General features: G+C 32.6%; 13 protein-coding genes. 6 read left to right on the forward strand and 7 right to left on the reverse strand.

The genetic code is table 11. The annotated features are described in order from the left end of the window. Positions 1 to 220 precede the first annotated feature (220 nt). From FM121_RS00600 to FM121_RS00620, 5 genes are read right to left on the reverse strand one after another with little or no spacing between them, the layout of a single operon-like run. Positions 221 to 823 carry a hypothetical protein gene (locus FM121_RS00600; RefSeq protein WP_086950222.1) on the reverse strand — a complete coding sequence of 201 codons (603 nt, stop codon included), beginning with the start codon at positions 821 to 823 and terminating at the stop codon, positions 221 to 223. Next, positions 813 to 1,553, reverse strand: a complete 741-nt coding sequence (locus FM121_RS00605) for a TasA family protein (RefSeq protein ID WP_086950223.1) — start codon at positions 1,551 to 1,553, stop codon at positions 813 to 815. The genes FM121_RS00600 and FM121_RS00605 overlap by 11 nt, the downstream gene beginning before the upstream one ends. Further along, positions 1,528 to 2,088: a signal peptidase I gene (locus FM121_RS00610; protein WP_086950224.1), complete on the reverse strand. Its 561-nt coding sequence runs from the start codon at positions 2,086 to 2,088 to the stop codon at positions 1,528 to 1,530. The genes FM121_RS00605 and FM121_RS00610 overlap by 26 nt, the downstream gene beginning before the upstream one ends. Then, positions 2,066 to 2,377 (reverse strand): hypothetical protein, encoded by a 312-nt coding sequence (locus FM121_RS00615; protein ID WP_086950225.1) that lies wholly within the window; start codon positions 2,375 to 2,377, stop codon positions 2,066 to 2,068. Before FM121_RS00615 ends, FM121_RS00610 begins: the two co-directional genes overlap by 23 nt. A gap of 20 nt (positions 2,378 to 2,397) precedes the next feature. After that, positions 2,398 to 5,664, reverse strand: coding sequence for an endo-beta-N-acetylglucosaminidase (locus tag FM121_RS00620; RefSeq protein WP_086950226.1), 3,267 nt, complete (start codon positions 5,662 to 5,664; stop codon positions 2,398 to 2,400). Between the two features lie 280 nt (positions 5,665 to 5,944). Here FM121_RS00620 and FM121_RS00625 point away from each other — a divergent pair, with 280 nt between their 5' ends. From FM121_RS00625 to FM121_RS00635, 3 genes are read left to right on the forward strand one after another with little or no spacing between them, the layout of a single operon-like run. Beyond that, entirely contained in the window at positions 5,945 to 7,114 is a 1,170-nt protein-coding gene (locus tag FM121_RS00625; RefSeq protein ID WP_086950227.1) for an efflux RND transporter periplasmic adaptor subunit, read from the forward strand. Then, complete coding sequence (locus FM121_RS00630; RefSeq protein WP_086950228.1) at positions 7,115 to 7,846, forward strand: ABC transporter ATP-binding protein; 732 nt, start codon at positions 7,115 to 7,117, stop codon at positions 7,844 to 7,846. Then, complete coding sequence (locus FM121_RS00635) at positions 7,839 to 9,062, forward strand: ABC transporter permease (protein ID WP_086950229.1); 1,224 nt, start codon at positions 7,839 to 7,841, stop codon at positions 9,060 to 9,062. The genes FM121_RS00630 and FM121_RS00635 overlap by 8 nt, the downstream gene beginning before the upstream one ends. Positions 9,063 to 9,461: 399 nt before the next feature. Here the strand turns inward: FM121_RS00635 and FM121_RS00640 are convergent, their stop codons facing one another. Further along, a complete protein-coding gene (locus tag FM121_RS00640; protein WP_086950230.1) occupies positions 9,462 to 10,982 on the reverse strand; it encodes a DUF1846 domain-containing protein in 1,521 nt (506 codons plus the stop codon). A 247-nt stretch (positions 10,983 to 11,229) separates the two neighbouring features. On the opposite strand from FM121_RS00640, the gene FM121_RS00645 reads away from it, so the two are divergent. The 3 genes from FM121_RS00645 to yqeK all read left to right on the forward strand — a co-directional run bounded on the left by FM121_RS00645 (position 11,230) and on the right by yqeK (position 14,786). Further along, entirely contained in the window at positions 11,230 to 13,017 is a 1,788-nt protein-coding gene (locus tag FM121_RS00645; protein ID WP_086950231.1) for an aminopeptidase P family protein, read from the forward strand. Between the two features lie 259 nt (positions 13,018 to 13,276). After that, entirely contained in the window at positions 13,277 to 14,131 is an 855-nt protein-coding gene (locus FM121_RS00650; RefSeq protein WP_086950232.1) for a metallophosphoesterase family protein, read from the forward strand. 1 nt (position 14,132) lies between these two features. Next, the gene (gene yqeK, locus FM121_RS00655; protein ID WP_086950233.1) at positions 14,133 to 14,786 is read left to right on the forward strand and encodes a bis(5'-nucleosyl)-tetraphosphatase (symmetrical) YqeK; all 654 of its coding nucleotides are present in this window, start codon (positions 14,133 to 14,135) and stop codon (positions 14,784 to 14,786) included. A gap of 200 nt (positions 14,787 to 14,986) precedes the next feature. Here yqeK and FM121_RS00660 read toward each other — a convergent pair whose 3' ends face one another. Continuing rightward, positions 14,987 to 15,946: an L-threonine 3-dehydrogenase gene (locus FM121_RS00660; protein ID WP_086950234.1), complete on the reverse strand. Its 960-nt coding sequence runs from the start codon at positions 15,944 to 15,946 to the stop codon at positions 14,987 to 14,989. Between the last annotated feature and the right edge of the window lie 9 nt (positions 15,947 to 15,955).

The following is a 15,955-nucleotide window of genomic DNA, read 5'->3' on the forward strand; positions in this document are numbered from 1 at the left end:
CTTTTTAATAATAACTATAGTCTTATTATAGAAAGAAAACGCTTTTTCAGAAACTCATAAAACATGGTTTTTTATCTACAGATTATAGGTAAAATTATTTTTATTAGGAAAAAGATGAAAGAACTTCAATTATAAACAATTAGTATTACATCATTAGTTAGCTTAAAATAAAGTAAAAACCACAAAAATTTTTCAATTTTTGTGATCTTTACTATTTATTCTAACCAACTGTGTCATCATACGCTCTTCCAAATTTTATTTTTAAAATAACTAATAATAAAATAACGATAAAAATTAGAGCATATCTTTCTATGCGATTGATTTTTTCAGATGTTTTAGGTAGTATTTTTTCATTCTCTTGACTTCTACTTCCTTCAACTTTAAAAACCCACTCAATTTCCCATTCTTTTTCTTGATTATCATTTTTTATAGGTAGTCCTTCAAAAGCTAGAAATAAATCCATTGTTTTGGATTCATTGGCGTTTAAAGTAAAGCTTTTTCCTTTTTGATCATTAATTTTTCCTTCATTAAGATAGCCAATAACATAAGGCTTTATTTCTTCCATATTAATAAAATCATAATTAAGAGTGACATTAACCGTTTTTTGTAACTCATTTTTGATAGTTACTTGATTAGCACGATACTGTCTACCAGGTTCTACGGGATTAAGATCTGGAGCTGCTGTATCTCCCTTAATAATATTAACTTGTTTTTCTCTAGTAATTATTAGCTCTTGTGTTTGAGCAGCTTCTGAAGTGATTGATAAAAATAGGCAGACTATAAATGAAAATAAAACAAAACCTTTTAGTTTATTATTTTCCACGTTTTAATAATTCACGTAATTTTTGATCTGCTTTTTGAGCATTTTGAGAAGGAGTACTCATCATTGATCTTGCTTGAATCCCTCTATTACTTGATTTGTTTTCAAGAGGGATCATGTTAGCTTCATCCACTCCCAACTCAGCTAATAGAGCACCGCCTAAAACTTGCGTTCCTTTTAGATTAGCTCCAACTTTAACCGTTGCTTCTTGATATTTATTTCCCATTTCTCCTGATAAAACTGCTTGATTAGTTACTTCAATTTCAGCCTTTGGTTCTAACATTAAAATTCTGACATCTGAATTTGTTTCATCAGTAAACCAATAAGCATTTGGGTTACCAAAATAATCACCATCTTTTGGTTCAAAGCTTAACTCAATTAAATTGTCAGTATCTTTCACAAATTGTTGTTTAGAAGCTTCAATTGGTGTTTGTTGATCATCTGAATACACAAATTTAATATCTGAATCATTGTCTATTTTTATAGCAATCGATAAATTACCAGTATTTTTAATCTTACCAGCAAAATCAATTGAAAGTCCCGGTTCATAATACTCATCTAGAACAAGCTTAGGAAACTCTGCAGTAAAATCAAGTTTTCCCATTGAAACCGTTTGTTCTACCTTTTTATTAGCTACCCACCAAGCGTATGTTCCACCAACGACTAATAAGACTAATGCTGCCACCGCCATAATAATTTTACTTTTTTTATTCAACCATGTTTTTTCCTTCATGGTATCCCTCCTCTTTTTCTTTTGTTAGTAATTGTTGTAATTTTTTTAAAATAAATCCAATCATAATCAAGATAACTAATAAGATTTTGCCACTTAATGTTTGAATCATTAAAAAGATCTTTCCTAAGAAAGGTATTCTAAAAACGAATTTCCCATGAACTTGACTTGGAGCGACTTGTTGTTCATCTCTTTCTTCATTGGCATCTCCTTTAGTAACATAACCTGCTTGTGATGAATCAATAATTCGGTGAGTCACTATTGTTTTATCTAAAGAATCAAAAACAATGACATCCCCTTCCTTATAAGAATCACTGGAAGACTTGTAGGAAACAATAAGATCCCCAGCATTGATTTTTGGCGTCATACTTTCTGTTCGAACTACCCAAAAATTAAAGCCTACTATCGACTGAAGAACATTTAATCGCATCAGAACCGAAGATAAGATAATAAACAGCACCACTCCCCAGAAAAAAGCAGATAAGTAATTTTTTGACTTTACTATGGGAGTTTCCTTATTCAACTGCATCACTGTCATCTGTCCTTTCCTTCTTATCCTCTAATTTAGAAGCCTCAAGTTCATGTTCATCAAGTTTGGTATCTTTTTCAGTTGTTTTACTTTCTGTCTCTTGATCTAATTTTTCTACTACTTCTTTTTTATCTTTTTTCTCCATCTCTTGTGTTTCTTCTGTTTTCATCATAAACTCATCAAATTCAATATGAACCTCTTGAACAAAATAAGGTGTCATTCCTTTTGTGATTGTTTTAAATGAAAATAAAATAAAACAGGAGACTAAAGCTAAAAAAATAGGATATTTAATTTTCATCTTAGTCTCCTTTCTTCAAATTACGGTGTCACTCTCACTGTAAATGTCATTGTTTTACCATTTTTAGTTGTTCCAGTTACTCTGGTCATTCCAATTTTTTTAGCGGCTAATTTTTGATTTTCAACTGTAACAACACCTTCGTTTTCAAATTTATAGTCAATTTTAGTGACATTAGCTGATTCTGGTGTGAATATTAATTTAAAGTCTTTTTCATCACCTTTTTTCATCACTGTTAAGCCTTTTAAATCTGTTGATACTTTTTCAGGTAAGATTTCTTGTTCCAGTTGAGCGATCATTTGAGCTAACTGTTCAATACCTACTGCCATATCTTCTTCACTTAAGTAACCAAATTTTGTTGCTTCTTTTAATTGCTCTACTTGTTCTCTTAACTGATTAAGGCTTTCTTCTGTGTAGCCACCTGCTTGTAATAAAGTTTCTGCTTCTTTTAATTTTTTCTCTAATTCAGAATCTTTTACAGCTTTTAAAGCAACAATTTCTTGTTGACTATTTGTACTAATCACTAGATCTTCTGAAATATTTCCTGCATAGTCCTCTAACTGAATTCTTAATGGTACATTTTTACCATTGTCATTTTCAAATTTGATAGCGTTATCATAATTAGTAGTAACTCCACGTTCAAGTTTTCTAACTTCTTTATCTTTTGAAAAGACTCTAACATAACGCCAATCTTGAGTTAACGGTGATTTCAGGATAATACCTGTGCCTTTATTTGCCACTTTAATATCAGATACTGTTAAATTTTTAGCGATATCATCATGTAGTTTTCCACGATAAGTAACACCAGGTAGACTTTGTCCTTCCTTAACAGCTTGAACAGTCACGTTATAATCCATACCTTCTGTTTTGCCAGTTTCAACAACAGCTTGCGTTTCATTACCACTTACCTTTGTACGCCAACCTTTACTTTGTTCACCCTCTACATTTATTGGTTGAACAAAAATTTCAAAACTTTCTGGCGTAAACTCTTTTGGTGCTTGCCAAGAAACTTCTACTTTTCCTAAATTAGCAGCTTGGTTATAAAGGTTAGTTTTTGTTGGAGCTTCTGCCACTTTAACATCTGAAATCATTTTATTTACATCTTGAGTTACTTTTGTTGGTTCACTTTCAAGACCATTTTTACCAACAGCAACGACTTCTAGAGTAAGTTTTTCATCTGCCATTTTAGTGTCTTTAATGTAGTAATTGCTACCATAAATACCACCTAGAGCTTGACGATTTCCTTCGTTATCCAATGAGTAAATACGGTATTTATCCACTGTCTCATAAGAATCAGGTGTCCAACTAATATTCGCTTCTTTTGTATTAAACAATTGATCAATCTTAACGTCTTTTGGTGCACTTGGTTTTTGATTGTCATCACTAAAGCTGATTTCACCTAAATTATATTGGAAATCTTTTTCATCGCCATCAAAAATTAAAGCAATCATTGCGACTTTTCTACCTGCAAATTTTTCTAAAGAAATAGTTTGTGCTTCCCAATTAGTTGATTTATTTCCTTTTAAAGCTACTTTTTCAATTTTTTCTGGTTGATCTTCAAAAATTAACCCAATTGATGTGCTCACTTCAGAATCTTTATTTGTTTTAGCTGTCACACTAACCGTTGTTTCTTTCACCACATCTAGAGACGTTTTAAATAAACGTAAGGTATTTTCTGAAGTAATCGATCCATAAGTCACAAGTGAGTTACCACCTTGATACGCACCTTGTTGTGCATAATCAGTGGTCATTTTTTCACGATTAACATCTTTTCGTTCTTCATTTTTACCAAAGTCAAAATCAACACTCAGTTTGTCTTTGTCACTATCAAGCCACCATTGCCATGTTGGTAAAATATCTTGATCATTAAGATTTGACCACTCTTCATTGCTAGAGACTTTTCCATTGGTGTAATAAGCCATTCCTTTTCCAATATTAAAATTAGAATAGAATTTCTTGCCTCTAATAACCGAATTTTCTGCTTTAAAATCAGCAACTCCTGCCCATTTAGAAGCATCATTTACACCTACTTCACTACGTTTAGCACCTGTTGCTCGTCCTGTTTCTCTTGGATTATCTTTAACACCCGAGAAGTACATGCGTTCACGGTTAGCTATCATCCATTGGTATTCTTTTTGTTGATGTAATGGGAATTTGCCATCATCACCATCTTTTTTAAGATCAGTATCTAATTCTCTTTGGTAATAATCACTTGGTGTGAATAAAGCAATACTTGCCATTGGGTTTTTACTATCTTTCAAATAAAGTTTTTCTACAGCTGAGGTTGGATGACCACCTTTAAATCCGGCCTGTAAGGCTTCTACACCGATAAACGCTTCTTTGTAAGGGTCATAACCTTTTGTTTTAGAAGCTTCAATTTGAGATAATAAACGATCTGGTGCACTTGGCCAACCATAGTTTACAAAAACCGAGTTATGAATTTGATTGCCATTACTATCTTTTAAATAAGATTGTTTACTTTCATCAAAGAAACTATTTGTATTATAAAATTGCGTATATAAACCATTTTTAGTTAAGTAAATCATTAATTCTTTAAACTCATCTGGACCTGATTCTTCATCATTTAAGAAAAAGCCATCTATCCCATAATAATCGGCTAATTCAATCAGCTTTTTAGCAATAATGTATTCACCATTAGCATCTTTTTCAAACATTTCTTTTTTTGTTTGTCCTGGTCTAAAATAAGGGTCAAAATAAACACATGCAATTGCTTTTACTCCATTTTTATGTGCCGCATTAATATATGCTTGGTTAGGAATATTCACAATTCCAAATTCAAATCCTCTTGCCCGCCAATCACTTGTTGCTGGATCATAAAGTGATGATGGTGTACCAATCGTTGCCGCACCATGCCATGGGCTAAATAGATCAGTATATTGCCAAAAATTAAAAGCTAAATTTCCAAAATCATTATTATAAATGGTACTTTCCATAAAGGAATTTCCATAATCACCTTGCATTAACATCGTTTCAACTGGCGCTGTTAACTCTGGATTTGCTTGCGTTTCTCTAAAAGCTTTATTTTTTTCTTGAAGCGGAATTTCTGCCTTCATAAATTCAGAATAGGGATCTGTTTGAGCGTCCCACTTTTCGATATCTCTCACACGATAGCCACTAAAATGAGGTTGTGCTTTGCCAATTTTTGACTCGTCTTTTGCTGGCCAAGTATCGCCTGCATTTCCCACAACACCATTTGAAACTAAAATTGCTCCACAAACCAAAGAAAGACCTAACCATTTAACACTGGAAATTTTAGTGTTTTTTTTCATTTTATACTCCCTTTCTTTTAAAAACGCTTACATTTATGTTTAAAAAATTTTCTCCTTTCTTTTTAAATTACACTTCACAAACATAGTATACGAAGACTTTTACTTTTAATTAAGTAAGTAATTATGCTTTTTTATCAAATAATTATATATATTCAGTTATTTTTTCTATTTTAGTCAATTATGTATTGAATATAAAATCTACGTCTTTCGTCCTATATAAATTACAACTTTACTCCTGTAAAATAATTAGCATAACATAAATAAAAAGGAGACTTAGAAAATGTCTAAAAAGAAAAAGATTATTATCGGTGTTACGGTTGGTGTTATTATTGTTTTAATCGGGGCAAAATTCTTACTTGGAGGTTCTAAACAAGAAGTAGCAACAGATATGCCTAATATTGATTACTTTACTGTTGAAGATGTCCCTCAAGTATTTATCAATGGAATTGTTACGCCCACAGAATCAAAAGAGTTTACTAAAGATGCGACTTTGGGTAAATTAGGCGATTTAAATGTTAAAAATGGCGACATGGTAGAAAAAGGCACTATTTTATATCAATATGTAGATGAAACGACTGATAACCAAATTACTGAATTGAAATTCCAAATGGAGTCAACTCAGGCAGAAAAAGATAAAGCAGCTAGACAAATGCAACTTGAAATTAACGAATTAGCAAATGCTAATAAAGCTGCCAAAGAAGCTGGAGCTCCTACTTCTTCTGAAGAGAATATTCGTTTAAAATATGATTTGAATGGTTTTGATATCAAAATGAATCAACAACAAAGTCAAATTGATACATTAAATGCCAAACAAGTGAATCAAGTAACAGCACCCTTTAATGGTCAGATTACAATTCCTCAAGACCAAAATCGTGACAGTGCTATTATGACTTTAACTTCTAATGATTTCTACGTTGAGGGTGAAGTGAATGAGCGTGACTTAGAAAAAATTAAAGAAAAACAACCAGCTGAAGTAAGAACAATTGCAGATAATAATGTTTATAAAGGTGAAATTATCCATATTTCAAATTCTCCTACTACAGCACAAACTCAAGCTGGCGCTGCTGGTGGAATGGGTGGGGGTAACGCTGGTGGAAGTGGTGCTCTATCAACTTACACTGTTAAATTGTCATTAAAAGATGCTAAAAAGGTTCGTAAAGGATTCCACGTGCAAGCTTCTATTAAACTAGATGACAAAAAAATCCAAATTCCTGAAGAAGCTATCCATACAGATGATAAAGATAAAAAGAAATATGTATTCGTTGATGATTTTGGAACAGTTTTAAGAAAAGATATTGAAATAGCTGATAAAGGTGCTGACAAAGGAAAAGTTATCATAAATAGTGGTCTAGAAGGATTAGACAAGGTTATTGTTAAATCTGACAAAAAACTTAAAAGTGGTGAATTAATCGGTGAACCAAATACGGAAAATTCAGGGGAGATGAAATAGATGACTGAACAATTAAACAGTGAATTATCTGTTTCCTCTTCTTCTCTCATTGAAATGACTGAACTTAATAAATACTATCCAGTTGGAAAAGAACAACTTCATGTTCTTAAAGAATTAAATTTAACCATTGAACGTGGTGAATTTTTAATGATCATGGGGAAATCTGGTAGTGGAAAAACAACTTTAATGAATATTATTGGCTTTTTAGATCAGTCATCTGATGGTACTTATATCTTCGATGAGCAAGACGTATCGAAACTAACTGAAAATCAAAAATCAGATTTAAGAAACAAATATATTGGCTTTATTTTTCAACAATTTTTCTTAATTCAATCATTGAATGTCTCTCAAAATGTTGAATTACCTATGGTCTATGAGGGAACCAAAAAAGAAGCTGAGAGGAAAAAAATTGCTGAACATTATCTACATTTAGTCGGCTTAGAGGGGAAAGAGAACTCTAAAACAACCGAATTATCTGGTGGACAACAACAACGTGTTGCAATCGCTCGCGCTTTGGTTAACGAACCATTACTTATAATGGCAGATGAACCCACTGGCGCTCTTGATAGTGAGACTAGTAAAGACATCATGAATATTTTAACTGAGCTCAACAAAGAAGGTAAAACAATTGTTATGGTTACTCATGATAATGATATGAAGAAATATGCCTCTCGTGTTGTTTATATGAAAGATGGGATTTTCTTAAACGAGGAGGAATTTACTAATGCTTAAAAACCTATTATTAAGTACCCTCCTCAGCTTAAAAGCCCATAAATTACGTGTTTTTCTAACTATGGTTGGGATTATCATCGGAATCACTGCAGTTGTAACAGTTTCTGCAATTGGTGAAGGAATGAAACAAAAAAGTTTAAAAATGATGGAATCAGCAGATGCCAATAGTATTCGCTTAATTTATAAAGTGGATCAAGAGGATGATTCAGCTGTTGCTAGTCAGTCATTTGATCAATTCGCTTTTAATATGTCTGACTTAAAAATGCTTAGAAAATTAGACGGTGTTGATAATATTAGCGCTGACTATAGTATGGGATTTGGCGGTTTTGAAGGTATTGATGTACAAATGGCTTACTTTGATACTAAAGCTGGTGGTATGGTTCAATCTTATTCTAAACCAGATAAAAATGTTATGTATGGTTCTGACTTTAAAGATACTGATTTTGATAAAAATAAAATTGTCTTGTCTTATGATACGATGCAAAGTCAACTAAATATCAAAAAACCTAAAGATATCATTGGAAAAGCAATTGATGTTGAAGGTGAAAAATTCCAAGTAGTTGGAGTAAAGAAAAAAATTGGTGAGAATGAAATGATTACAGACTCTTCAATTTTTACGAATACTGTCCCTAAAAAAGCATATAATAGTTTAGCCAAAAATAAACCTATTAATGCCATTAAATTAAAAGCTAAAGAAGGAACCGACCGGATGACAGTTGTTGAAGAAGCTAATAAACTTCTAAAAGACTATCATCCTGAATTAGTTGGTAATTTTGAAGAAGATCGTAGTAACGAAAAATTCAGACAGGAAATGGAACAAATGTTACAAGGGGTTGTGATGGGGCTATTATTCATTACGGCTATTTCACTTCTTGTTGGTGGGATTGGGGTTATGAATATCATGTATGTCTCTGTTTCTGAGCGTAAACGAGAAATTGGTATTAGACGAGCTATCGGTGCGAAACCTTCTAATATCTTGATTCAATTCTTGCTTGAAGCTGCCTTTATTACTTTAATTGGTGGTATTCTCGGTGTTCTTCTTGGCTCAGGAATCGCTAATTTAATTTCAAATGTTGTTCCTGATATCGAAGCTATTGTTAGCCCCAAAATGGCCTTTATGTCAGCGGGTATTTCAGCTGGAATCGGATTAATCTTCGGGGTAATTCCAGCGATTAATGCAGCTAAAATGGACCCTATTAAGGCTATTTATCAATAAGGTGAATAAAAAATTGTTTTGCTCTAAGTAACTGGAAGGAATAACCAATAATCCACGCTTTTTGGATTATTGATTATTCTTGAAGTTATCGAAGGAGCAGATTTTTTATTCCCGATAATAAACGTGATGAAAAAGGCGTTTAGCTCCAAGCAGCTAGAAGAAACGAAAAACAATTCGTGCTTTTGGAATTGATTTTCATTCCTGAAGTTACCGATGGAGCAGATTTTTCATCCAAACTAAAAGAGAGCGTGACTTACTTTTGGGTAGTCATACTCTCTTTTTTTTAACTATATCCTGACATATTTCAATACCTTCACCATCTCGAATGGATCAAGTATCCCAACTTATATTCCTCCTTAAGAAAAAGAGCCAACCATTTGCTGATTAGCTCTTAAATCCTTAAATATAAAACAGATTCTCTGACGAGAAGATTGGATCACTTGTAATATCCATTCCCAAACGTTTTAAGATTTGTTCATCATCTTTATTTAGCATCACAGTTGAGTGAGCTTGTGTTCCTTCTAAAGATGACAATTTTTCATAAGCGATTTGAGCAGTTGGATTAGTTACAGCACTAATCGACAAAGCAATTAAGACTTCATTTGCATTTAAAGAAGTAATCTTACTATGTAAGTCTACGTCCTTCATTTTACGAATCGTTTCCAAAATAACTGGTGATAGTAATAAAATTTCATCTGAAATATTTGCCAAGTATTTTATTGAATTAAGAATCGCTGCAGCTGTAGAGTCCATCAAATCGGTTGAACGCCCTGTAATAATTTTGCCATCTGGTAATTCAAAAGCCACCACTGAAACTGGAGCAATCGTTAATTCATCAGTTGTCTCTTTCTTTTTAACAAGTGAGGCATACTCTCTTGCTGGAATAACTGGACGTCGATCTTCTTTCTTTAGTTCCATCTCTTCCATAATCATTTGAATACGATTCACCGCGTCATCATCTGCCATACCACGCTTGTAGAAACACTCCGTATCAAAACAACGTCGGATAATTTCTTCTTTAGATGCTTCTTTCACTGCTTCATCGTCAATAATACCGAACCCAACCCGGTTAACACCCATATCAGTTGGTGATTGAAAAACAGATTCTTGATTAGTAATCCTTTCAATGATACGCTTAATCACTGGGAAAGTTTCGATATCTCGATTATAATTAACCGCAACTTCGCCATATGCTTCATAGTGATAAGAGTCAATCATATTAACATCCTTTAAATCTACTGTCGCAGCTTCATAAGCAATATTAACAGGGTGTTTTAACGGAATATTCCAAACTGGAAAAGTTTCGAATTTTGAATAGCCAGCAATTCGTCCAAGTTTACTTTCATGATATATTTGGCTTAAACTTGTCGCTAATTTTCCGCTTCCAGCACCTGGGGCAGTAACGACAACAATCGGTTTTGTTGTCGGAATATACGGATTTTTTCCAAACCCTTCATCACTAACAATTTGATCAATATTATACGGATAACCTTCAATAGCTTCATGAGTGTAAACTTTAATATTACGTTTCTCTAGTTTGTTAATAAAAACTTTAGTAGCTGGTTGACCACTATAACGTGTAATTAATACACTATTAACTTTTAAACCATACTCCGTAAATTCATCAATTGATTTCAAAATATCCATGTCATAAGTAATACCGTAATCTCCACGAATTTTATTACGTTCAATATCCCCAGCAAATGCACAGATAATAACTTCTGCTTTATCTTTTAATTTTTGTAATATTTTAATTTTAGAATCTTCATCAAATCCTGGTAAAACGCGTTTGGCATGTTTATCTCCGATTAACTTCCCACCGAATTCTAAGTACAATTTATCGTAGTCATTCACTCTTTCTAAGATATACTTCGATTGTTCTTCAATATATTTTTGAGAATCAAAGCCAATTTTTTTCATGATGATATCCCTCCACTAAATAGTCTGACACACCATTATAAAATAAATTTGATCTTGTGCCAACCATTATTTATTCTTAATAGCTTATCATAAATACAAGTTATACGCATTTTATTTATCCTAAAATAAATTAAGCTCTTTTTAAGAGCAAAGTTTAAAATGAGAATTTAGCAAAAAATAAAACTATAGTTATTAAATAGTGATAGAATGAAGATAGCTTTAAAAAATGTAAAGGAGTGTTACAAGAATGAAAGTATCAGAACGAATTGCGCAACTCAGAAAATTGATGGAACAACAAGGAATCGATTACTATGTGGTTCCGACAGCCGATTATCATCAAAGTGAATATGTTGGTGAACATTTCAAAGTTAGAAAATGGATTACTGGATTTGGCGGCTCTGCTGGAACAGCAATCATTGCTCTTAAAAATGCCGGTCTATGGACAGATGGTCGTTACTTTATCGCAGCAGCAGAACAATTAAAAGGCTCTGGTGTTGACTTGTTTAAAATGGGTGAACCAGAAGTCCCAACCATTCCAGAATTTTTGAACCAATCACTTACAAAAGGACAAACGATTGGTTTTGATGGACGAACTGTTTCTATGGGAGACGGCTTGTCTTATGAAGCCATTGCTAAAAATCATGAAGGTTTTATCAAGTATGATCAGGATTTGATTGATAAATTGTGGTCAGACCGCCCTTCTCTTTCAACTAAACCTGCCTTTTTCTTAGAAACAAAGTATTCAGGTGAAGATACTGCTTCTAAACTAAGCCGATTACGTGAAAAAATGAGCTTTAATAATTCAAACACGCATGTTTTAACTTCATTAGATGATATTTGTTGGTTGTTAAATATTCGTGGTGATGATATCGACTTTTTCCCAATGGTTCTAAGCTATGCCGTTGTTACGATGAATGAGGTTGAATTATTTATTGATGAATCTAAGTTAAACGATGAAATTCACGCTGAATTTACTAAAAATAGAGTAAATGTTCATGCCTATAATGACATCTATGAATTTGTTAAAGGGTTCGATTCAACTATTTCTTTATTAGCAGACCCAGTAAGAATGAACTATGCTCTTATTAAAAATGTAGCAGATACTGTTCAAATTACTGAAACAGCTAACCCTACAGTGCTTTTTAAAGCAGTTAAAAATGAAACAGAGATCAAAAATATGAAACAAGCTCAAATTAAAGATGGTGTGGCTCACACTAAATATATGTATTGGTTGAAACATAATGTTGGCAACATTAAAATCACAGAATTAAGTGCGACTAAAAAATTAGAAGATTTAAGAAAAGAACAAGAAGGTTATATCCGCCAAAGTTTTGCCCCAATCACAGCTTTTGGCGAACATGGTGCGATTGTCCATTACGAAGCCACTGAAGAAACAGATGTTGAGTTGAGTAAAGGAACATTCCTACTAAGTGACACAGGTGCTGGTTTCTATGAAGGATCAACTGACATTACCAGAACATTTGCTTTGGGTGAAGTATCTGATGAATTGAAAAAACATTACACTATTACCCTAAGAAGTAATATTCAAATGGATATGGCTAAATTTTTACACGGTGTTAATGGAACGAATTTAGATATTCTAGCTCGTCAACCCTTCTGGCGTGAAGGCTTAAACTATAATCACGGAACAGGTCATGGTGTTGGTTATTTATTAAATATCCATGAAGGTCCGATAGGCTTACGTTGGCAATATCGTCCAGGCGAATCACATCCTTTTGAAGCTGGTATGGTTGTAACTAACGAGCCTGGCGTTTACATTCAAGGTTCTCATGGTGTTCGTCTTGAAAATGAACTCTTAGTTGTTGAAGCTGAAAAAAATGAGTACGGACAATTTATGCAGTTTGAAACAATGTCTTATGTACCTTTTGATGTTGATGCAATGACTATTGATATGTTACTTGAAGAAGAAAAAACATGGTTAAATAACTATCATGCTTTAGTACGTAACTTAATTGGTTCTCACTTAACGAAAGAAGAAAACACTTGGTTAGAAGAAATAACTAAAGATATTTAAACGAAAAACCCAGCTCTTACCTGATTAAGTAGAAGCTGGGTTTTTTAAATATCTTTTCTCTCAAAAACTAATCTTGAACCTAAAATCATTGAATAGAGATATATAAAGATAATAACAAGTAGTATCCAAATACTTATGTTTGAAAATTGAAGATATGTTGGTGAAAGCACTACACCACTTATTTTTATAGATTATTTTTTTTTACTTATGATATGATTTGAATAAAAAATAATAATAAATTAGTTTGGAGTGTAAAATAATGAACACAAGAATTGCTTTATTCTCAGATATACATGGAAACACTACAGCATTTGATGCAGTCATAGCAGATTCAAAAAAAGAAAATGTTGACGATTATTGGATTATTGGTGATGTTATTATGCACGGTGGTGGATCTACTGAAATTTTTGATAGAATATACCATTTAAAGCCTTCTGTTTGGGTTAAAGGGAATTGGGATGACCTATTCCTTTATATCTATTCAAAGAAAGAAATTGATATTAATGATCCCTCTGATATATTTATAGCAAAATTAGGCATAGATTTACTTTCAAAAATGACACAACAAAATATAAATGACTTAGAAGATTTGCCACTACACGTTCTTAAAAATATAAATGGTTTGAATATCAGCATTTCACATAATTTACCTAATAAAAATTATGGTAGAGATTTACTTCCAACTGAAAAACAGAAAAATTTTGATTTATTATTTGATACAAATAACGCTGATATCGCTATTTATGGTCATGTTCATCATCAAATGATGAGATATAGTAGTTCTGAACAATTAATTATTAATCCAGGTTCAATTGGATATCCTTTTTTAAAAAGAAAAAATCTGAGGAAGAGTGGCTTTTCTCAATATGCAATATTAGACATTAATTCAAAGGGAGTCCCTCAAATATTTTTCAAACAAGTTGAATACGATGTTGATAAAGAAATTAAAGAAGCTATGAGTTTAGGCCTTCCTTACATTGATGTCTATAAAAAAATGTTAAACGAAGGTAGTTCTAAAACCCACGATAGTGTTTTTTTGAAATCTATTGAGAATAAAAATACCTATCTTTCAGAAGTGCTTAACTATTTTAATTTTATTTCTAAGGAGAAATAGTATGATAAATATTGAAGATTTTTTTATCGAATTGCCATTTCCAAAAGAAAAAATCAAAGAAAATATGTTTTACTTTATGAACTATTATGATATGGATGAAACTGCGCAACATTCTTTAGAAGTAGCCAAAGAAGCTAAAAGGTTAGCAAGCAAGTTTAATTTATGTCCACAAAAAGCCTATATAGCCGGCCTTCTTCATGACGTTGGTGGAGTTATCCCAAATAACGAACGAATTCGATTAGCAACTAAATTAAACATGACTATTTTTGAAGCTGATAAAGAGTTACCTCTACTCCTTCATCAAGACTTCTCCTCTTATATTTCAGAAGAGCTTTTTAATATCAATGATGAAAAAATCTTATCATCAATGGCTTGCCACACTACTTTAAAAATGAATGCATCAGACTTCGATAAACTTATATTTATTTCTGATAAACTAAAGTGGGATAAAAATGATAGAGCACCATATCTTGATAGCGTTTTAGAACAGATCGATATTTCATTAGATAATGCCTGTTTAGCTTATTTTGATTGGGCTTTTAATACAGGTATGACCGTTATTCACCCATCTACTCAACATGCATATGACGAATTAAAGTATAAAAGCGGAAGATTTTCTCACGACATCCACTCATCTAACAACAGAAGAACGTGAAAAAAATTAAATATTAGTTATTTTATATTATTATCCAATCAAAAATATACAACAATTGAATAGGAATTGTTCGAAAATTTCATATTCCACCAAGGCTTAACACCACTCTAAAAGTAAATATGGTAAATTAGAAGTTTTTTTCAAACAAAAAAACATTCTTAAAAGGCAAGAATGTTTTAAATTATTAACTTTGGATATTTTTAAGCTTCCACAAACAACTTCGCTTTTAGCTTAACTAACATATCTTCAGTCATTTTATCTAGACTATATTGTGGTTTAAAATCCCACTCTTTTTCAGCTGCTTGGCAATCCAGTGAATCTGGCCATGAATCGGCAATCCCTTGTAATTTAGGATTCACATCATACGTCATGGTAAAATCAGGCATCTCTTTTTGAATGCTTGCTTTAATCTGTTCTGGTGTGAATGACATGGCAGAAATATTAAAAGCATTACGATGAGTTAAGCGATCTTCAGGAATTTCCATTAGTTGAATAATCGCATTAATCGCATCAGGCATGTACATCATGTCCATTGATGTTTCTGCACCAATTGGACAGGTATATTTGCCAGCTTTTAATGCTTCATAGTAAATTTCCACCGCATAGTCAGTGGTTCCTCCACCTGGAAGCGTATCATAAGAAATCAACCCTGGAAAACGAACCCCTCTAGTGTCGACACCAAATTTATCATGGTAATAATCACATAATAATTCACCAGCTACTTTAGTGATACCATACATTGTTTTAGGGCGTTGTAAGGTATCTTGTGGTGTTCCTTGTTTAGGTGTTTCTGGACCAAATGCACCAATTGAACTCGGTGTAAAAAATTGTAAATCAAGTTTTCTAGCAACTTCTAAAGCGTTCATCAAACCAGACATATTAATATGCCATGCGATTTGCGGCTTGTCTTCTGCCACAGATGACAAGAGTGACGCTAAATGAATCATAGTGTCAGCTTTAAACTCTTTAGCTAACTCATACATTCGGTCTTCATCTAGTACATCCAATACTTCAAATAAGCCACCCTTCACAATTCGATGATCTTCTGGTTTTCTAATGTCTGTTGCTAATACATTATCCACGCCTTTTTCTCTTCTTAAACGATCCACTAATTCAGAGCCGATTTGTCCTAAACAACCTGTGATCATAATTCTTTCCATAAGTAGTCA

Source organism: Vagococcus fluvialis bH819, assembly GCF_900163795.1.
GTDB classification, from domain to species: Bacteria; Bacillota; Bacilli; order Lactobacillales; family Vagococcaceae; genus Vagococcus; species Vagococcus fluvialis_A.